Below are 18,188 nucleotides of genomic sequence, written 5' to 3' on the forward strand. Positions count from 1 at the left end.
GCATGGGCATTATTCCGTTACCGACAGGCTCTGTCACAAACGCGGCATCACGCTGGGGCTTGGATCCGAAACGTATTACTTTCTAGTTCTTCTAATAAACAGAGTAGCCAGGGATGAAATACCAACCGTTTACCCGAACATTGATTGCCACGGCGCTGGTGCTGACCGTCAGTGGTGTACAGGCGGCCTCCCAGGCCCCGGTGGCTGGCGAAAATGGCATGGTGGTCACCGCGCAACACCTGGCCACCCATGTGGGCGTGGATGTGCTCAAGGCCGGTGGTAACGCCGTGGATGCAGCGGTGGCGGTGGGTTACGCCCTGGCGGTGGTGTACCCGGCGGCCGGCAACCTGGGCGGCGGCGGCTTCATGACCGTGCAACTGGCCGACGGGCGCAAGACCTTCCTCGACTTCCGCGAAAAAGCGCCGTTGGCAGCCACCGCCGACATGTACCTGGACAAGGACGGCAACGTCGTCCCGGACCTCAGCTCCAAAGGCCATCTGGCGGTCGGCGTCCCCGGCACCGTGTCGGGCATGGAACTGGCGCTGAGCAAATACGGCACCCTCAAGCGCGCCCAGGTGATCGCCCCGGCCATCAAGCTGGCTGAAGAGGGCTTTGCCCTGGAGCAGGGCGATATCGACCTGCTGCACACCGCCACCGACGAATTCAAGAAAGACAAAGACCTGCGCGGCATCTTCCTGCACGGCGGCGAACCCATGCTGGTAGGTCAGAAGCTGGTGCAGAAAGACCTGGCGAAAACCCTGCGGGAAATCTCCGCCAAGGGTACCGACGGTTTCTATAAGGGTTGGGTGGCCAAGGCGATTGTCGATTCGAGCCAGTCGGGCAAAGGCATCATCACCCAGGCCGACCTGGACAAGTACAAGACCCGCGAACTGGCGCCCGTGGAATGCGACTACCGCGGCTACCACGTGGTGTCTGCGCCACCACCGAGCTCAGGCGGCGTGGTCATCTGCGAGATCATGAACATCCTCGAAGGCTACCCGATGGCCGATCTTGGCTATCACTCGGCCCAGGGCTTGCACTACCAGATCGAGGCGATGCGCCACGCGTACGTCGACCGCAACAGCTACCTCGGCGACCCGGACTTCGTGCAAAACCCGGTCGACCATCTGCTGGACAAGGACTACGCCGCCAAACTGCGCGCTGCCATCGACCCGCAAAAGGCCGGCATCTCCCAGGACATCAAGCCGGGCGTGTCGCCTCACGAGGGCAATAACACCACTCACTACTCCATCGTCGACAAATGGGGCAACGCGGTCTCGGTGACCTACACCCTCAATGACTGGTTTGGGGCGGGCGTGATGGCCAGCAAGACCGGGGTGATCCTCAACGACGAAATGGACGACTTCACCTCCAAGATCGGCGTGCCGAACATGTACGGCCTGGTCCAGGGCGAAGCCAACGCCATCGCCCCGGGCAAGACGCCGCTGTCGTCCATGAGCCCGACCATCGTCACCAAGGATGGCAAGGCGGTGATGGTGGTGGGTACGCCGGGTGGCAGCCGCATCATCACGGCCACCTTGCTGACCATCCTCAATGTGATCGACTACAAGATGAACATTCAGGAAGCCGTGGACGCACCGCGTTTCCACCAGCAATGGTTGCCTGAGGCGACCAATATCGAGCGCTTTGCCCTGAGCCCCGATACCCAGAAAATCCTCGAAGGCTGGGGCCACAAGTTTGCCGGCCCGCAGGACGCCAACCACCTGGCGGCGATCCTGGTGGGCGCGCCGTCCCTGGATGGCAAGCCGGTCGGCAACAACCGCTTCTACGGGGCCAACGACCCACGGCGCAATACCGGGCTGTCGCTGGGCTACTGAGGCGTCGATCCGTCGTGCTCTCCCTGGTGGCTGAGAAAGTGCGCCAGGGAGAGGGCGATATCATCATGGGAAAGCTGGGTGGCAGCCGCTTCAGCGCTGTCACGGGCAATGGGCTCAATGCGTTCAAACATCTCGGCTTCGTAGGCTTGTACCGCTTCGGAGCATGAGGTGTTTTCGATCAAGTGCCGGGCCAGCTCCGCTGCGTCGAGCATCGCGGCATTCACGCCTTCGCCACCAAACGGTGACATCAGGTGCGCCGCGTCGCCGATCAACGTCAGGCCCGCGCGATGCGCCCAATGATGGCCGACGGGGAGCGCATGAATTGCCCGGGACAGGAACCGCTCGTTTGCGGCGTGCAGCAGCGCCAGGATATCCGGGTGCCAGCCTTCGAACTGGGCGAGCAGCGATTGCCGGGTCGCTTGCGGGGATGACCAGTCGAGCTGCCGGGCGGCCCAGTCCGTGGGAACGCGAAAGATCCCATAGCCGCGCAGGTGCGCGTTGGCATTGCGTTGCACCACCAGCGCCCTGGCATCACCCGAAACGTCCAGTTTGCCACGGCCGACCAGTTGGGCGAGGGCGGGATGGCGGCGATCGACATCATCAATCCCGAACTCGATAAACGTCAGTCCGCTGTACTGCGGCTGATAGCGCGACAGCAACGGGCGCACTTTCGACCAGGCACCGTCGGCGCCGACGATCAGGTCAAACGGCCCGTGGACGGAGTCGCCCTGATGCACGGTCCAGCGTGCGTCGCCCACCTGACGGATCTCGTTGACGCTGGCGTCCCACTTCACACAATCGTCAGGCAGCGAGTCCAGCAGGATCTGGCGCAAGGCGGTGCGGTCGACTTCCGGGCGATCGCCGGCGCCCGGGTCGGGGTCTTCCAGCAGCAGGCGGGCGTGCTTGTCCATCAGGCGTGAGCCCTGGTCTTCATAGCGGGCGATGCTGCGGAAGGCGTCCTCCAGGCCCGCGCGTTTCAGCGCAAGCTGGCCGGATTCCGCGTGCAGGTCCAGGGTGCCGCCCTGAGGGCGTTCCAGCGGCCCGCGCTCACGCTCGAATACGCTGACGGTAAAACCGTTGACCACAAGAATCCGTGCCAGGGTCAGCCCGGCGGGGCCACCACCGACAATGGCGATGCTTGATGAGCGGTTCATGAAAATTGTCCTTGGTGGCGTTGATAGGATCCTATACATTTGATGCATAGGCTCCTATGGAAAGTCAACGACACGATGAATGATCAATCACCCGCTCCCCACCCGATGCAACAAATCGGCGTCGCCCACCGCAGTTTCACGCGGATTTACGAAGGCCGCCTGCGTGAGCTGGGCTTCGCCGTGGCGCAGATTCCGGTGCTGGTGGCACTCAAACACAGCGAGGGCCTGCCCCAGGCCGAACTGGTGCGCATCGTTGGGGTCGAGCAGTCGAGCATGGCGCAATTGCTCGCCCGCATGGAGCGCGACGGGATGATTCAACGGGTGCCGGACCCTGCGGATAAACGCAGCCGGTTGATTACCCTGACAGACGCTGCCCGAGCCAACTTTCCGATGGCCAGGGAAGTCCTGCTACAGGGCACCGCGCAGGCGCTGGAAGGGTTTACCGAGGAGGAGGAGCAGACGTTGCTGGCGTTGCTACTAAAGCTGAATGCCAACCTGGAGCGGCTGTAGCAGCTGCTCCACGGCGGCAAACGCCTGGGCCTGGCGTGCTTGCCAGTCACCGCGGATCACCTGCAGCGGCAGGTGCTGCTGCTCCAGCCACTCAAGGCTGGCCTGGAAAAACGCCAGGCGATCGGCAAACGCCGGTTGGCAGCGTTGCCCGTCGGCGGTCCACTCCACGTCTTCAGGCGACAGCAGCAGGTGCAGGTCGTAGTGGCGGGCCAGCAGTTCGCTGTCGAGCCATGCCGGGCAGTCGCCGAACAGGGTCTGGCTCCACAGCTTGTTGGTCAGCAGGTTGGTGTCCAGGATGAGCAACGCCGGCTGTGCGGCACGGGCGGCATCTTCCCAGGCCAGTTGGCCACGGGCGATGTCCGGAATATCGGCCAGGGTGGTATCGCGCTGGTGCTGGTCGATGAAATGGCGCACGTATTCGCCCACCATCAGCCCGCCAAAGTGCGCCTGCAACTGCGCGGCCAGCCAGCTTTTGCCACTGGATTCCGGGCCGGCCAGTACCACGACTTTCATGCGTGCAACGCCGGGTCGGCGCGCCATTCGCGCCAGCCCTGCACCGCGATCACGGTGAACAAGGCGTAGAGCGCGGCGGTCAGGTACAGGCCTTTGTAGAGGAACAGCCCGACAAAGATCACGTCCACGGTGATCCACAGCGGCCAGCACTGCACGCGTTTTTGTGCCATCCACATTTGCGCCACCAGGCTGAAGCCGGTCAGGGCCGCGTCCAGCCAGGGTTGGGCGGCGTCGGTCCAGTGGGCCATGGCCGCACCCAGCAACAGGCTGCCGAGGGCACCCACGGCCAGGCCTTGCAGGATCGGTTGCAGCCCCAGGCTGGTGACCTGCCGGCCTTGCCTGACCTCGCCGGCGCGGGTCCACTGCCACCAGCCGTAGAGTTGCAGGGCGGCGTAGATCACTTGCAGCAGCATGTCGGAGTAGAGCTTCACATCGAAAAAAATCCAGGTGTACAGCAGCACCATCACCAGGCCGATGGGCCAGCACCACGGGTTCTGTTTAACCGTCAACCAGACAGCGATCACCCCCAGGGCGGCGGCAAACAGTTCAAGCCCGGACATGGCGGTTCCTTGGGGGAGTCGAAGAGGGCGGTGATTGTAACCAGAGTGGTGGGCGCGGGGTAGAGCTCCTCTGTGGTGAGGGGGCTTGTCCCCCGTTGGGCTGCGCAGCGGCCCTGATAAGGTAAACGCGTTCTTTCAGACAAACCGAGTGCCAGGGTTTTGGGGCCGCTTCGCAGCCCAGCGGGGGACAAGCCCCCTCACCACAGAAAGCCCTTTTGGCAGAGATCGAGTCAGACCTTGAACTGGCGCAGAAGCCCGTCGAGTTGTTCGCTCAAGCCTTTCAAGTGTGCACTCGCCACGCTGGACTGCTCTGCCGCCAACGCCGTGCTGTGGGACAACCCGGCCGCCTGGGTGACGTTCTGGTTGATGTCCTCCACCACATGCGCCTGCTGCAACGTAGCGCTGGCAATCGACGCATTCAGCCCATTGAGATTGCGCAGCGCCTGGCCGATGGCGGTCAGGCTCGCGCCGGCCTGGCCCGCTTGTTCGATGGTCAGTTGCGACGCCTGGTGGCTGTCGCTGATCACCTTGACCGCCGCTTCCGAGTGGCCTTGCAGGCGCTCGATCATGCTCTGGATTTCAGCCGTGGATTTTTGCGTGCGCTGGGCCAGCAGCCTTACTTCATCGGCCACCACCGCAAAGCCCCGCCCTTGCTCCCCGGCGCGCGCGGCCTCGATCGCAGCATTCAGGGCCAGCAGGTTGGTCTGGTCGGCGATGGAGCGGATCACTTCCAGCACGCCGCCAATCTGCGTGCTTTCCGTCGACAGGGTGCGGATCACTTCCACGGCCTGGCTGATGGTGGTGGAGAGCTGGTCGATTCGTTGCAGGCTGCCGTCGATATTGAGCTGGCCTTGTTCGGCCTGTACCTGGGCGTCACGCATTTCGCTGGCGGCGTGCTCGGCATTCCTGGCCACGTCCTGCACGCCGTAGGTGACTTCGTTGATCGCCGTTGCCACCAGCTCCATCTGCTGGGATTGCTGCTGGCTGCGGTCATGGGCGTCGCTGGCATTGCTGCCCAACTCGGTGGACGACTGGCCCAGTGCATTGGCACAGGTCTGCAACTGGCCGACCACCTGCCGCAGCTTGGCGGTAAAACTGTTGAAGTGCCGGGACAGTTGGGTGACTTCGTCCTGGCCGTGGGTGTCGAGGGTGCGGGTCAGGTCGCTTTCGCCGCTGGCGATATTGGCCATGGCGTTCACCGCTTGTTGCAACGGGCGCACTATGCTGCGGGCAATCAACACCACCAGCAGCGCCATGATCACGGCAATCACCAGGCCCACCATCGAGGCCTTCCACACCTGGCCCCGGAACTCGCCCTGCACGTCATCGACATACACGCCGGAACCAATGATCCAGCCCCAGGGTTCAAACAGCTGGATATACGAGGTCTTGGCCACCGGCGCATCGGCCCCGGGTTTGGGCCAGCGGTAGTTCACCATCCCGGCGCCCTTGGCCTTGGCCAGGATCACGAACTCGTTGAACACCGCAAAACCGTCCGGGTCGCGAATCGCCGACAGGTTCTGCCCATCCAGTTTGGGGTTGGCCGCGTGCATGATCATCACGGGCGTGAGGTCGTTGATCCAGAAGTAATCATCCTTGCCGTAGCGCAGGCCGCGGACCACGCTCAAGGCTTGCTTCTGGGCCGCTTCGCGGGTCAGGACGCCGCTGGTTTCGAGGCTGTGATAATACGTCAGGATCCCGTTGGCGGTCTGAACCACGCGCTGGGTCTGCTCACTCTTGGCCTGGTAAAGGTCGTCATGAATCTGCTTGAGCATAAGCAGGCCGAGGGTTAGCAGCATCAACACGGCGACGATCAGGATCAGCCAGAGGCGCCGGCTGATCGACATACTGCGCAAACTGTTCATGGTCCTGTCACTCCGTGTTCTTATAATTTTGGGTGCTGCATCGACATTTCCGGCTTGTCTGATAGGCTTTCGGCCCAGAATCAAGAAACCTGAGTCCTGCCTGATTTTTCACGGAATTTTCGCAGCTGGGCCTTGATTGTTTGCACAGCTTTCGCCGCGTACTCATCGTTAGTGAACGTCTAAAAAATATGAACGAGGCATGCCGCGAGCATGACCTTTGGGGGAATTGATGGATCTTTGGACCGCCGCTCAGGCGCTGATACTCGGGGTTGTAGAAGGGCTGACGGAGTTTTTGCCGATCTCCAGTACCGGGCACCAGATCATCGTCGCCGACTTGATCAACTTCGGTGGCGAGCGCTTTGAAGCGTTCAACATCATCATCCAGCTGGGCGCGATCCTGGCGGTGGTGTGGGAGTTTCGACGCAAGATCCTCGACGTGGTGATCGGCTTGCCGACCCAGCGCAACGCCCAGCGCTTCACGATCAACCTGATCATCGCGGTATTGCCCGCCGTCGTGCTGGGGGTAATTTTTGCCGACCTGATCAAACACTACCTGTTTAACCCGATCACCGTGGCCACGGCGCTGGTGATCGGCGGCATCATCATGTTGTGGGCCGAGCGTCGCCAACATGAAGTGCACGCCGAAACCGTCGATCAGATTACCTGGAAGGACGCCGTCAAAGTCGGTTTCGCCCAGTGCCTGGCGATGATCCCGGGCACCTCGCGTTCCGGCGCCACCATCATTGGCGGCCTGCTGTTCGGCCTTTCACGCAAGACCGCCACCGAGTTCTCGTTCTTCCTGGCGATGCCGACCATGGTCGGTGCGGCGGTGTATTCGGGCTACAAGTACCGTCACCTGTTTCAGCCGGATGACTTGCCGGTGTTTGCCATCGGGTTTGTCACCTCGTTCATCTTCGCGATGATCGCGGTCAAGGCGCTGCTCAAGTTCATCGCCAGCCACAGCTACGCGGCGTTTGCCTGGTACCGGATCGCCTTCGGCCTGGTGATCCTGGCGACCTGGCAGTTCGGCTGGATCGACTGGTCGGCCGTCAAGCCATGAGCATCCAGCATCCGCGCCTCAAGGCGTTGGTGTTTGCACTGGTGTGCGCCGCGCCGCTGTTGGGCTCGGCGCTGCTGTGGTATCGCGGGGTTTCGATGGTCCCGCTGGTGGCGTATGGCGTGGTCAGCGTGGTGGCGTTCTTGCTGTACTGGCGCGACAAGCGCAAGGCCCGCGAAGACAGCTGGCGCACCCCGGAAAACATCCTGCACGCCGTTGAGCTGGCAGGCGGTTGGCCGGGCGCGCTGATCGCCCAACAGGTGTTCCGCCACAAGACGCGCAAGGTGTCTTATCAGGTGGCGTTCTGGCTGATTGTATTGCTGCACGAGGTGTTCTGGATTGACCAGTTGTTCCTCGGCGGCACGCTACTCTCGATCTTCTAGCAGCAAACCAATCTGCGTGCGCTTGGGCAGCTTGCTCACCACCAACTGGTGGGAACGCTGCAACAAGCCACGCAGTTCTTCAGCGCCCAGCGGGTAGGGCGTTTCCATGATGATCCATTGGGCCCGCGCCAGGTACGGCGCCGGATGGATGCCCGGGCGGTCTACATGGCCCAGGAACAGCTCCTTGTCGACCTTGAAGGCCAGCGAATCACCCCGCAGGTTCTGCAAGGCGAACATCTTGTTGCCGGCAATCGAGAACACCCGCACGCCGCCCCATTTGTAATCCTCCCGCGCACCGGGCAACCCCAGGCAAAACTCGGCGACTTGGTCTTCGGTCATTCTCATAGCAAACGGTCTCCGCAGCCTTTGAAGGCGTTATCCAGGTGGTCGATCCAGGCCCGCACGGCGGGCAGCACGCCACGCCGGTGCGGGTAAACCGCCTGCAACCAGCCGCCCGGCAAGGACCATTCCGGCAAGAGCTGCACCAACTGGCCGTTGGCCAACTCCTCCTCGCAATACATCATCGGCAACACCGTAAACCCCAGGCTGGCGAGGGCGCAGGCCTTGCGTACCAGGAAGTCGTCGATGCCCAGCCGTGCTTCCATGACCAGGTCGTGGCTAATGCCTTCCGGGCTCAGCATGCGGAAGTGCACCATGCGGTCTGCCTCCAGGGCACCCAGCACCGGCAGTTGCTTGAGGTCTTCCAGGGTGGTGATCTGCCGGTCACGCACAAAGGCGGGGCTGGCGACAATGGCGGTCTGTGCCTGGCGCAGGCGCTTGGTCACCAGCAACGGGTCTTCGTCCCCGAGCTCGCGCACGCGCAGGGCCACATCGATGCCTTCGGCTACCAGGTCAACGCGACGGTTGACCAGGTTCATCTCCAACTGCACCAGCGGGTTGGCGCTGAGAAACTCTGCCACCACGGTTTGCAGGAACTGGTGAGCCAGGCCCACCGGGCTGCTGACCCGCAACCGGCCACGGGGCTCGCTGGACATGCTGGCCACGGCCTCATCGGCCATTTCCGCTTCCAGCAGCATTGCCTGGCAGTGGCGCAGGTAACGTTCGCCTACGGCGGTCAGGGTCAACTGGCGGGTGGTGCGTTGCAGCAAACGTGCGCCGAGGCGCTCTTCCAGCTCGGCGATGCGCCGCGACAGCCGTGACTTGGGAATCCCTAGCAGCCGCCCGGCGGCGGCGAAACCGCCGGCTTCCACTACTTTGGCGAAATAGTAGAGGTCATTCAGATCTTGCATGGTCGGCCTATTGTCCTGTCAATGGGACGAACTATCCGCGTCTGACGTCGGCAAATCCACCCCCCAACTGCAGGCGCGAGCAAGAGTTGGCTGGCCAGTGACGCATCGGCGGGTTACCTTCTGGTTTTCCCCGGCACGTACCTTCCAATGAGTCTTGAGCACCCGCGCACCCGCAGAATCATCGAGTTGATGGGGCGGTTGGCGCCCGTTGAGGGCTACAACCTGACGCCGCTGGATGACGTGCGCTTCCTGCGCTCCAACCGGCCGTTGACGCGGATTCCGGTGCTTTACGACCCGGGTATCGTGATCGTGTGCCAGGGCCGCAAGCGCGGTTACCTGGGAGAAGACATCTATGTCTACGACGCCCAGCACTACCTGGTGGTGTCGGTGCCGGTGCCGTTCACCATGGAAACCGAGGCCAGCGAAGCAGAGCCGATGCTGGCGGTTTACCTGCGCCTGGATTTCAACCTGGCTGCCGAGCTGATGCTGGAACTGGATGAGTTGGCCCCGTCGCCCGAAGCCAGGCCCAAGGGCATGTACTCCTCGCCGATGGATGACAAGCTCAGTGAGTCATTGTTGCGCTTTCTGGAAGTGATGAGTGTGCCGGTGGAAGCGCGCGTGCTGGGGCCGACCCTGATGCGGGAAATCTACTACCGCATCATCACGGGCGAGCAGGGCGGTTCGATGCGTGCAGCGCTGAATCGCCAGGGCCAGTTTGGCAAGGTGGCCCGGGCGATTCGCAAGATTCATGCGTGTTACGAACAACGCCTGGACGTGGAAGAGCTGGCGAAAGAAGCCATGATGAGCGTGCCGAGTTTTCATGCGCACTTTCGTACGGTGACCGACACCTCGCCCATGCAGTACTTGAAGTCGACACGCTTGCATCAGGCGCGACTGCTGATGCTGAGGAGTGATATCACCGCCGCCACGGCCTGCATCAAGGTCGGTTACGAGAGCGCCTCGCAGTTCAGCCGTGAGTTCAAGCGGTTTTTTGGTCGCACCCCCCTTGAAGAGATTGACTGGATGAAGCGTACCTACGCGTTGCCGGCGCCCACGAGCGCGTCCATCTACGTCTCTTCACATTAAAAAACACTGTCCTGCCAGTGGGACGAACAATCGCATTTTGCCCGACTAATACATGATTGGTTTCATCTGTAGGCTTATTTCCATTCCGTCGCCCCTGGCGATGCTTACTTGGAGATAACCCATGAAACTGTTGCATATCGATTCCAGCATCCTCGGCGACAACTCGGTTTCCCGTCAGTTGAGCGCCGGCGTCGTTAAGACCTGGCAGGCGGCCGAGCCAGGCGTTGAAGTGACCTACCGTGACCTGGCCGGTGAAGGCATCAACCATTTCTCCGGCGTGACCCTGGGTGCACTGGGCACCGCTGCCGAGTTGCGTGATGCCGTGCAGAAACACGAAGCCGAGTTGAGCGCCAACACCCTTGCTGAATTCCTCGCGGCCGACGCGATTGTACTGGCGGCGCCGATGTACAACTTCACCATCCCGACCCAGCTCAAAGCCTGGATCGACCGTATCGCCGTCGCCGGCCAGACTTTCCGCTACACCGAAAACGGCCCTGAAGGCCTGGCCGGTGGCAAGAAAGTCATCATCGTGTCGACGTCCGGCGGCCTGCATGTTGGCCAGCCGACCGGCGTGGCTCACGAAGACTACTTGAAAGTGCTGCTGGGCTTCCTTGGCATCACCGACATCGAAATCGTCCGCGCCCACGGTTTGGGCTACGGCGAAGAAGTTCGCAGCAAGGCGATCAGCGACGCCAACGTAGTCATCAACGAACAATTGTTCGCGGCTGCGTAAGACTTATGTAAATTTTGCAGTTCCTCGATATCAATCTGAGTCGAGGCGCCTAAACTCTGTATTCTGCTCGCCTGAAAAGCGAACGGAGTACGGAGTTTTTTCGTTTACCCGCTGTCACTACTTTGGCCCAGGTTATGCACGCATGGGTAGAACCCTGCCAGTCCGAGCGCCTGAACCATGGATATTTCAATAGCTACGCGGGCTTACGCAGCAAAGGTGGACATCCCCATGATGCGTCTTTGTGCAGTCTTGGTCATTTCTCTGCTCGGCGGCCTGATTTCAGTGCAAGCCGCGCCGGCGCCGCACCCTCATTGGAGTGTGGGCTTCCATCGCATGACCTTTCTCGACCCGCTGGACCTGCAGCCGATGAAAGCCGTCGCGTTCTATCCGTCCACGGGCCTGGAACACACCACCCAGGTGGGGGCTTATCACATCGCCGCCACTGAAGATTCGAAAATCGCCATCGGCCGCTTTCCGATGTTGATGCTGTCCCACGGCAATACCGGCACACCGCTGGCCCTGCACGACCTGGCAACCTCCCTGGCACGCAAAGGGTTTGTGGTGGTGGCGGTGCTGCACCCGGGCGACAACTACAAGGACCACAGCCGCCTGGGCACCTTGAGCAACTTGTATGGGCGCCCGATCCAGATTTCCGAAGCCATCACCGCCACCCTGGGCGACCCGATGCTGTCGCCGTTCGTCAACGTCGATCAGGTGGGGGTCATCGGCTATTCGGCCGGCGGCGAGACCGCGCTGATTCTGGCCGGTGCCAAGCCGGACCTGGACCGCCTGCGCCGTTACTGCCAGCAACGTCCTGAAGACCGTGATGCCTGCACCACCAAGGGTGAGTTGATCGTCGACCGTGACGACCTGCAGCCTCAGGCCGACCCGCGCATCCATGCCTTGATGTTGATGGCGCCGCTGAGCCTGATGTTTGGCCGTCACACCCTGGCAGACGTGCATGTGCCGGTGCTGCTCTACAGCGGCGACGGTGACAAGCTGGTGGCGGTGGACAAGAACGCCGAGGCCCTGGCGCGCAAACTGCCGCAACCGCCGGACTTCAAGCTGTTGGCCGGGGCAGGGCACTTTGTGTTCATGGCGCCTTGCGATGAGAGCCAACTGGCCGCAATGCCGGCCATGTGCACGGATGCCGATGGGGTTGACCGTGAAAGTATCCATCGCGACCTGATTTCCGAGGCCGGGCGGTTCTTCAATCACACCCTGGGCCAATCCACCCGGGCGGGCTTGCAGACGGCTGATCAGTAAGCGCGGCGCTTGAGCATCAAGGTCAGGCCCAGGCCGGTGACCGAGAGCAGGGCGGCGCAGAAGAAGATCCACGAATAGCCCAGATTCAACGCCACTGCGCCCATCACCGGCCCGGCAATCGCCAGCGCCAGGTCAAAAAACACCGCATACGCACTCAACCCGGCACCACGGCTGCTGTTGGGCACCTGCTTGATCGCCTCCACGCCCAGTGCCGGGTACACCAGCGACAACCCAAAGCCAGTGAGCCCGGCGCCAATCAACGCCACCCCGGTGGACGGTGCCAGCCACAGCAGCGTGAGGCCGAGGGTTTCGATGGTCATGCAGGCAATTGCCGCCGTGAAGCCGCCGAAGCGGTTGATGGCAGAGATAAACACCAGGCGCGACAGGATAAAACACACCCCGAATACCGTCAGGCACCACGCCGCGCCGACCCAGCCACGGCTCAGGTAATACAGGGTGATAAACGTGGTGAGGGTGCCGTAGCCAATCGACGCCAGGCACAGGCTGGTGCCAAACGGCGCAATGCGTCCGAACACGGCCCAGAATGGCAGGCGTTCACCGCGCACCACGGGCACCGAGGGTTTATTGCGGATCAGCAACAGGCCCAGGGCGGAAAGCACCGTGAGGGCGATTCCGAGGCTGGTGTAGCCGTAATCGGCAACCATCACCACGCCCAGCGGCGCGCCAATCGCAATCGCGCCGTAGGAAGCGATACCGTTCCACGAGATCGAGCGCGCGGTGTGTTCGGCCCCGACCGCCCCCATGCACCAACTGATAGTGCCCACCCCGATCAAGCCCTGGGCCACGCCCAGCAACAGGCGGCCCACGATCAATATGCCGAGGCTCAACAGCGGCAGGCTTTGCACCAGCGTCGCGATAAACGTCAGCACGCCGCTCAGCAAGATACCGCTCAGGCCCAGCACAATGGCGCGCTTGGTGCCCACGTTGTCGGACATGCGTCCGGCCATCGGGCGGCTGAGTAACGTTGCCAGGTATTGCGAGCCGATGGTGATCCCGGCGATCACCGCACTGAAGCCCAGTTCGCCATGGACGTAGCCGGGGATCACCGCAATCGGCAGGCCGATGCAGATGAACGCGATAAAGGTGTAGAAGACGATGGAGACGATCTGCAGGGTGATCGACAGGGAGCTGGGGGCGGCGGGCTGTGGGGCAGGCATGGGGACTCGTTCGCGGGCGGGCGGTGAATGCATCATGGCAAGGGCCCGGGGCAAAAGGAAGCAGGCTATCTAATTTTCCGCGAGCACCTGTGGCGAGGGAGCTTGCTCCCGTTCGACTGCGTAGCAGTCGCAAACTGCTGGCGGCGCTTCGCACCCCAGCGGGAGCAAGGCCCCTCGCCACAATTTGCGCCACTGAAATGAAAAAGCCCCGTCACACTGGACGGGGCTTTGGCGTTCCTACGGCAGGCAGTGCTTAGAAAACCACGCCTTGGCTACGCAGGTAGTCGTCATAGGTGCCGCTGAAGTCGATCACGCCACTTGGGCTCAGCTCGATGATGCGGGTCGCCAGGGACGATACGAACTCACGGTCATGGCTGACGAAGATCAGCGTGCCCGGGTAGTTCTCCAGCGCCAGGTTCAGCGCCTCGATGGATTCCATGTCCAAGTGGTTGGTCGGTTCGTCCATGATCAGCACGTTCGGCTTTTGCAGGATCAGCTTGCCGAACAACATGCGGCCTTGCTCACCACCGGAAATCACCTTCACCGACTTCAGGATCTCATCGTTGGAGAACAGCATGCGGCCCAGGGTGCCGCGAATCACTTGTTCGCCTTGAGTCCATTGGCCCATCCAGTCGAACAGGCTCATGTCGTCTTCGAAGTCGTGGGCGTGGTCCTGGGCGTAGTAGCCCAGCTCGGCCGCGTCGGTCCATTTCACCGTACCGGCGTCCGGGGTCAGTTCGTTGACCAGGGTGCGCAGCAGGGTGGTCTTGCCGATACCGTTCGGGCCGATGATCGCCACGCGCTCGCCGGCTTCAACCTGGAAGCTGAAGTCTTTGAACAGAGGCTTGCCGTCGAAACCCTTGGCCATTTTTTCGACCATGACCGCCTGACGGTGCAGCTTCTTGGTCTGTTCAAAGCGGATGAACGGGCTGACGCGGCTCGACGGCTTGACTTCGGCCAGCTGGATCTTGTCGATCGCCTTGGCACGGGAAGTGGCTTGCTTGGCTTTCGAGGCGTTGGCCGAGAAGCGGCTGACGAAGGATTGCAACTCGGAAATCTGGGCTTTCTTCTTGGCGTTGTCCGACAGCAATTGCTCGCGGGACTGGGTCGCCACGGTCATGTATTCGTCGTAGTTGCCCGGGAACAGACGCAGCTCGCCGTAGTCCAGGTCGGCCATGTGGGTGCAGACGCTGTTCAGGAAGTGACGGTCGTGAGAGATGATGATCATCAGGCTGTTACGCTGGGTCAGGATGTTTTCCAGCCAGCGAATGGTGTTGATGTCCAGGTGGTTGGTCGGTTCGTCGAGCAACAGTACTTCCGGATCGGAAAACAGTGCCTGGGCCAGCAACACACGCAGTTTCCAGCCTGGGGAGACTTCGCTCATCGGGCCGAAATGCTGTTCCAGGGGGATGCCCAGGCCCAGCAGCAGCTCGCCGGCGCGGGATTCGGCGGTGTAGCCGTCCATTTCGGCGAATTCGGTTTCCAGTTCGGCGACGGCCATGCCGTCCTCTTCGCTCATTTCCGGCAGCGAATAGATGCGGTCGCGCTCGGCCTTGACCTTCCACAGCTCTTCGTGACCCATGATCACGGTGTCGAGTACGGTGAATTCTTCGTAGGCGAACTGGTCCTGGCGCAGTTTACCCAGGCGCACGTTCGGCTCCAGCATGACCTGGCCGCCCGACGGGTCGAGGTCGCCACCGAGGATTTTCATGAAGGTCGACTTGCCGCAACCGTTGGCACCGATCAGGCCATAACGGTTGCCTGCGCCGAACTTGACCGAAACGTTCTCAAATAGCGGCTTGGCGCCGAACTGCATGGTGATGTTAGCTGTGGAGATCAATTACTTTACCTATCAATAGCTTGGAGTGCGCTAATTTGGCCGGGCCCATTTTGTGGCCCAGGCTAACGGGCATACGTCAGCAGCGACATCAAGGCTTGAGGCCCAGTCGCTGAGCAGAAAAATGGGGTGCATGTTGGAATTTGGCGCGCATTGTCGCATATGTCAGGCGGGAGTTGTATGGCGGTTCAAGGATGGATTCACCCGAGTCTCCGGCATCGCCACCCATAACAGCACCAATGCGACGGCGGCCACACCCGCCAGGGTCAGGAAAGCCGCGTTGTATCCGGCCCATTGCACGACAAAACCCGCCAGGCTGCTGCTCAGCGCCGCCCCCAGGCCGAAAGCCGTGGACAGCGCGCCCAGGCTCACATTGAAGCGCCCGGTGCCCAGGGTGAGGTCTTTGACGATGACCGGAAACAGCGCGCCAAACACCCCGGCGCCGACGCCGTCGAGCATCTGCACCGCGACCAGCCAGTAGGGATCATTCGACAGCGTATACAGCACGCCCCGCAGCGGCAGGATAATGAAGCCGGCAAGCAACAGCGGCTTGCGTCCCCACACGTCGGCCTTCACGCCCACCAGCCAGGCCACCGGCACCATCACCAACTGAGCCGCGACAATGCAGGCCGAGGTCAGCGGCGTGGCCATTTGCAGGTTGATCTGCGACAGCTTCTGGCTGACCAGCGGCAACATCGCCGCATTGGCCAGGTGAAACAAAGCGCAGCAGATGGCGAATAGCAGTAAGGGTTTGTTCGCCAGAAGCACGGCCATCCCCGACGGCTGTTCGTGTTCCGCGCTGTGTGCAGGGTCGAAGCCTCGCGCGACCTCGTGGTCGATCGCCTCGGCTGACACGCAACTGACGGCGATCACGCTGGCCACCGCCATGACCGCCATCAGATAAAACACGGCCACCGGGCCAAACAGGTAGGCGAACCCGCCGGCGAGGAGGGCCGCCACCGCGTTACCGGCGTGGTTAAAGGTTTCATTGCGACCCGTGCGGCGGGTGAAGGCGCGCGGCCCGGTGATGCCCAGGGAAATCGCCGAGATGGCCGGTGCGAACACCGAGGCCGCGGCTGCGCTGGCCGCCTGGGTCAGCGCCACCAGGCTGAAGGAACTGACGAAGGGCAGCAGCAGGCAACTGGCAGTCACCAACAGCGCAGCAATGACGATCACCGCCCGTTTACTGCGGGTTCGGTCAATCAATGCGCCTGCCGGGGTCTGGGTCAGCAGTGCCGCGATGCCGGCGAGGGTCATCACCACGCCGATGCTGGCGGGGTCCCAGTGATGCACGGCCAGCAGATAAATCGCCAGGTACGGCCCCAGTCCGTCACGGACGTCCGCCAGGAAGAAGTTCAGGCTGTCCAGGGACAGGGTGTTGCGCAGGTCGGAGCGAGTGGCCACGGCAGGGTCTTCAAGGACGGGGTCGGTAGCGATAATGACCTCGGGCATGAACGGATAGTTTCCGGCGCCGGCGTCGTGCCTACGCGGCTGCACAAGCACAAAGATTTACAAAGTGGAGCCAATTGCATCGAAAAATAGCGCTGAAAGGCGTTTTTTCAGGGGAATTTATGGTTAACAGTTGAACATCCCATAAGCCTGGCTTATTTTCCGTCCGTTCGCCCTACAGTGAAGGCTCTTTACCGGTTCAGGGATGGCGAGGCTTTTGTTGTAGGGCGAACCTCTTATTTGTCGCAATGACTCGAACGTTTTGGAGACGCAATGGACATGGTGTCGGCCCAAGAGGCCATTTCCGGCAACAAGGACGCCTGGAACGAATCCGCCAGGCTGCATAAAAACACCGCCCACTGGAAAGCCTTGCTTGAGGACGTGGCCAAGCCCGGCTTCTCGCGGCTGGACCCGACCTTGACCGCATTGCTGCTCAAGGTCGGCGTGGAGGGCAAGGACGTGGTGCAACTGGGCTGTAACAACGGGCGGGAAAGCCTGTCGTTGTTCGGGCTGGGTGCACGCACGGTGGTGGGGATAGATCAGTCGGAAGCCTTTCTGCAACAAGCCCGCGAGTTGGCCGAGGCTTCGCCGTACGAGGCTGAATTCATCGAGGCCGACATTCACCATTTGCCCCGTGGCTTGACCGAGCGCTTCGATGTTGCCTTGATCACCATCGGCGTACTGAACTGGATGCCGGACATTGCGCTGTTCATGGCCCATGTCGCCAGCACCCTGAAGCCGGGCGGCAGCCTGGTGATTTACGAAACCCATCCGTTCCTGGAAGTGTTCGACCCGACGGCGCCCAACCCGATGCTGCCGGTGAGTTCGTACTTTCAGCGCGAGCCTTTCGTGCAACAGGAGGCCATCGTCTACGAGGGTGATACCGAAGCGGTTGCCGCGGCTTCCTACTGGTTTGTGCACACATTGGGGACGATCGTCAGCGGTGCCATCGCCGCCGGGTTGCAGATCAGCCATCTGCAAGAGTTCGCGCATTCCAATCGCGAGGAACTCTACGACCAGTATGAACACCAGCCCGCCCAACTGCCGCTGTGCTACACGCTGACCGCCATCAAGCGCCCAGCCTGACTGGCTGCCAGGCCGGCAACCTGTTCTTGCGACATGGTTTTCACATGGCCTTCACTTATCGACCTGTAGGGTGAAGGCGACCTACTCCAGTGAACACCTTGGCCCGCCCTCATCGCGGGCTTTTTTTTGTCTGTCCGGCAGCCTTTAAATTTTTTTTTGGTTAAGAAATGACCAGTCAAGGCCATGGGTTAACCCTGTCTGAAGGCCTAACTGAAACGATTTTGTGAGAATTGTCTGAATTCTCAAATCTGCGTACGAGATTTCCTAATAATCCCGAGTATTTAGCGCTATTTTGTAGCCCGCTTCGGACACCATTCTTTACAAGCTGGTCTACGCTCAGCGCATCGGGAATGACATCTAAGTATCTGAAGGAAAACAATCTCTACTCGCGTGGGACTTTTCCAGGTCTGGAGTGGTCCGATG

Annotated in this window: 17 protein-coding genes; 8 read left to right on the forward strand and 9 right to left on the reverse strand. The window is 61.5% G+C overall.

Going from position 1 to position 18,188, the window contains the following annotated elements:
- Positions 1–113: 113 nt before the first annotated feature.
- Positions 114–1,838 (forward strand): gamma-glutamyltransferase, encoded by a 1,725-nt coding sequence (gene ggt, locus HKK54_RS25855; protein ID WP_010169591.1) that lies wholly within the window; start codon positions 114–116, stop codon positions 1,836–1,838.
- On the opposite strand, the gene HKK54_RS25860 is transcribed toward ggt, so the two are convergent.
- Positions 1,832–2,992, reverse strand: coding sequence for an FAD-dependent oxidoreductase (locus HKK54_RS25860; RefSeq protein WP_169388287.1), 1,161 nt, complete (start codon positions 2,990–2,992; stop codon positions 1,832–1,834). The two genes, ggt and HKK54_RS25860, sit on opposite strands and share 7 nt — an antisense overlap.
- A 75-nt stretch (positions 2,993–3,067) precedes the next feature.
- Here HKK54_RS25860 and HKK54_RS25865 point away from each other — a divergent pair, with 75 nt between their 5' ends.
- Positions 3,068–3,502, forward strand: a complete 435-nt coding sequence (locus HKK54_RS25865; protein WP_029615836.1) for a MarR family winged helix-turn-helix transcriptional regulator — start codon at positions 3,068–3,070, stop codon at positions 3,500–3,502.
- On the opposite strand, the gene HKK54_RS25870 is transcribed toward HKK54_RS25865, so the two are convergent.
- From HKK54_RS25870 to HKK54_RS25880, 3 genes are all read right to left on the reverse strand, one after another.
- Positions 3,470–4,015 carry an AAA family ATPase gene (locus HKK54_RS25870; RefSeq protein ID WP_010169583.1) on the reverse strand — a complete coding sequence of 182 codons (546 nt, stop codon included), beginning with the start codon at positions 4,013–4,015 and terminating at the stop codon, positions 3,470–3,472. The two genes, HKK54_RS25865 and HKK54_RS25870, sit on opposite strands and share 33 nt — an antisense overlap.
- Positions 4,012–4,575, reverse strand: a complete 564-nt coding sequence (gene pnuC, locus HKK54_RS25875; RefSeq protein WP_010169581.1) for a nicotinamide riboside transporter PnuC — start codon at positions 4,573–4,575, stop codon at positions 4,012–4,014. The genes HKK54_RS25870 and pnuC overlap by 4 nt, the downstream gene beginning before the upstream one ends.
- Positions 4,576–4,805: 230 nt before the next feature.
- Positions 4,806–6,440, reverse strand: coding sequence for a methyl-accepting chemotaxis protein (locus HKK54_RS25880; protein WP_169388288.1), 1,635 nt, complete (start codon positions 6,438–6,440; stop codon positions 4,806–4,808).
- A 229-nt stretch (positions 6,441–6,669) separates the two neighbouring features.
- Between HKK54_RS25880 and HKK54_RS25885 the strand changes: the two genes are divergently transcribed.
- Both HKK54_RS25885 and HKK54_RS25890 read left to right on the forward strand, forming a co-directional pair.
- On the forward strand, positions 6,670–7,500 hold the full coding sequence (locus tag HKK54_RS25885; RefSeq protein ID WP_010169576.1) for an undecaprenyl-diphosphate phosphatase: 831 nt from the start codon (positions 6,670–6,672) through the stop codon (positions 7,498–7,500).
- Entirely contained in the window at positions 7,497–7,880 is a 384-nt protein-coding gene (locus HKK54_RS25890; protein ID WP_010169575.1) for a DUF1294 domain-containing protein, read from the forward strand. Before HKK54_RS25885 ends, HKK54_RS25890 begins: the two co-directional genes overlap by 4 nt.
- Here the strand turns inward: HKK54_RS25890 and HKK54_RS25895 are convergent.
- Together HKK54_RS25895 and HKK54_RS25900 are read right to left on the reverse strand one after the other, a co-directional pair.
- The gene (locus tag HKK54_RS25895) at positions 7,863–8,225 is read right to left on the reverse strand and encodes an MmcQ/YjbR family DNA-binding protein (RefSeq protein ID WP_029615835.1); all 363 of its coding nucleotides are present in this window, start codon (positions 8,223–8,225) and stop codon (positions 7,863–7,865) included. The two genes, HKK54_RS25890 and HKK54_RS25895, sit on opposite strands and share 18 nt — an antisense overlap.
- Positions 8,222–9,130: a LysR substrate-binding domain-containing protein gene (locus HKK54_RS25900; RefSeq protein WP_010169571.1), complete on the reverse strand. Its 909-nt coding sequence runs from the start codon at positions 9,128–9,130 to the stop codon at positions 8,222–8,224. The genes HKK54_RS25895 and HKK54_RS25900 overlap by 4 nt, the downstream gene beginning before the upstream one ends.
- A 147-nt stretch (positions 9,131–9,277) precedes the next feature.
- Here HKK54_RS25900 and HKK54_RS25905 point away from each other — a divergent pair, with 147 nt between their 5' ends.
- The 3 genes from HKK54_RS25905 to HKK54_RS25915 all read left to right on the forward strand — a co-directional run bounded on the left by HKK54_RS25905 (position 9,278) and on the right by HKK54_RS25915 (position 12,215).
- Entirely contained in the window at positions 9,278–10,216 is a 939-nt protein-coding gene (locus HKK54_RS25905; RefSeq protein ID WP_029615834.1) for an AraC family transcriptional regulator, read from the forward strand.
- Between the two features lie 121 nt (positions 10,217–10,337).
- A complete protein-coding gene (locus tag HKK54_RS25910) occupies positions 10,338–10,949 on the forward strand; it encodes an FMN-dependent NADH-azoreductase (protein ID WP_010169567.1) in 612 nt (203 codons plus the stop codon).
- Positions 10,950–11,177: 228 nt separating this feature from the next.
- Entirely contained in the window at positions 11,178–12,215 is a 1,038-nt protein-coding gene (locus HKK54_RS25915) for an alpha/beta hydrolase family protein (protein WP_010169565.1), read from the forward strand.
- On the opposite strand, the gene HKK54_RS25920 is transcribed toward HKK54_RS25915, so the two are convergent.
- From HKK54_RS25920 to HKK54_RS25930, 3 genes are all read right to left on the reverse strand, one after another.
- A complete protein-coding gene (locus tag HKK54_RS25920; RefSeq protein ID WP_169388289.1) occupies positions 12,209–13,393 on the reverse strand; it encodes an MFS transporter in 1,185 nt (394 codons plus the stop codon). The two genes, HKK54_RS25915 and HKK54_RS25920, sit on opposite strands and share 7 nt — an antisense overlap.
- 253 nt (positions 13,394–13,646) lie before the next feature.
- Positions 13,647–15,233 (reverse strand): ABC-F family ATPase, encoded by a 1,587-nt coding sequence (locus HKK54_RS25925; protein WP_010169561.1) that lies wholly within the window; start codon positions 15,231–15,233, stop codon positions 13,647–13,649.
- Between the two features lie 162 nt (positions 15,234–15,395).
- The gene (locus HKK54_RS25930; protein WP_169389351.1) at positions 15,396–16,634 is read right to left on the reverse strand and encodes an MFS transporter; all 1,239 of its coding nucleotides are present in this window, start codon (positions 16,632–16,634) and stop codon (positions 15,396–15,398) included.
- Between the two features lie 318 nt (positions 16,635–16,952).
- Between HKK54_RS25930 and HKK54_RS25935 the strand changes: the two genes are divergently transcribed.
- The gene (locus tag HKK54_RS25935) at positions 16,953–17,765 is read left to right on the forward strand and encodes a class I SAM-dependent methyltransferase (protein ID WP_169388290.1); all 813 of its coding nucleotides are present in this window, start codon (positions 16,953–16,955) and stop codon (positions 17,763–17,765) included.
- Positions 17,766–18,188: the final 423 nt, after the last annotated feature.

The sequence above is a fragment of the Pseudomonas sp. ADAK13 genome (genome assembly GCF_012935715.1).
GTDB lineage: Bacteria > Pseudomonadota > Gammaproteobacteria > Pseudomonadales > Pseudomonadaceae > Aquipseudomonas.

What these genes read in the sequence shown, in the direction of transcription:
- HKK54_RS25880 (WP_169388288.1), bottom strand. Translation starts at nt 6,440, where the DNA reads ATGAACAGTTTGCGCAGTATGTCGATCAGCCGGCGCCTCTGGCTGATC.
- HKK54_RS25865 (WP_029615836.1), top strand. Translation starts at nt 3,068, where the DNA reads ATGAATGATCAATCACCCGCTCCCCACCCGATGCAACAAATCGGCGTC.
- HKK54_RS25905 (WP_029615834.1), top strand. Translation starts at nt 9,278, where the DNA reads ATGAGTCTTGAGCACCCGCGCACCCGCAGAATCATCGAGTTGATGGGG.
- HKK54_RS25895 (WP_029615835.1), bottom strand. Translation starts at nt 8,225, where the DNA reads ATGAGAATGACCGAAGACCAAGTCGCCGAGTTTTGCCTGGGGTTGCCC.
- HKK54_RS25890 (WP_010169575.1), top strand. Translation starts at nt 7,497, where the DNA reads ATGAGCATCCAGCATCCGCGCCTCAAGGCGTTGGTGTTTGCACTGGTG.
- pnuC (WP_010169581.1), bottom strand. Translation starts at nt 4,575, where the DNA reads ATGTCCGGGCTTGAACTGTTTGCCGCCGCCCTGGGGGTGATCGCTGTC.
- HKK54_RS25935 (WP_169388290.1), top strand. Translation starts at nt 16,953, where the DNA reads ATGGACATGGTGTCGGCCCAAGAGGCCATTTCCGGCAACAAGGACGCC.
- HKK54_RS25920 (WP_169388289.1), bottom strand. Translation starts at nt 13,393, where the DNA reads ATGCCTGCCCCACAGCCCGCCGCCCCCAGCTCCCTGTCGATCACCCTG.
- HKK54_RS25910 (WP_010169567.1), top strand. Translation starts at nt 10,338, where the DNA reads ATGAAACTGTTGCATATCGATTCCAGCATCCTCGGCGACAACTCGGTT.
- HKK54_RS25870 (WP_010169583.1), bottom strand. Translation starts at nt 4,015, where the DNA reads ATGAAAGTCGTGGTACTGGCCGGCCCGGAATCCAGTGGCAAAAGCTGG.
- HKK54_RS25900 (WP_010169571.1), bottom strand. Translation starts at nt 9,130, where the DNA reads ATGCAAGATCTGAATGACCTCTACTATTTCGCCAAAGTAGTGGAAGCC.
- HKK54_RS25915 (WP_010169565.1), top strand. Translation starts at nt 11,178, where the DNA reads ATGATGCGTCTTTGTGCAGTCTTGGTCATTTCTCTGCTCGGCGGCCTG.
- HKK54_RS25885 (WP_010169576.1), top strand. Translation starts at nt 6,670, where the DNA reads ATGGATCTTTGGACCGCCGCTCAGGCGCTGATACTCGGGGTTGTAGAA.
- ggt (WP_010169591.1), top strand. Translation starts at nt 114, where the DNA reads ATGAAATACCAACCGTTTACCCGAACATTGATTGCCACGGCGCTGGTG.
- HKK54_RS25860 (WP_169388287.1), bottom strand. Translation starts at nt 2,992, where the DNA reads ATGAACCGCTCATCAAGCATCGCCATTGTCGGTGGTGGCCCCGCCGGG.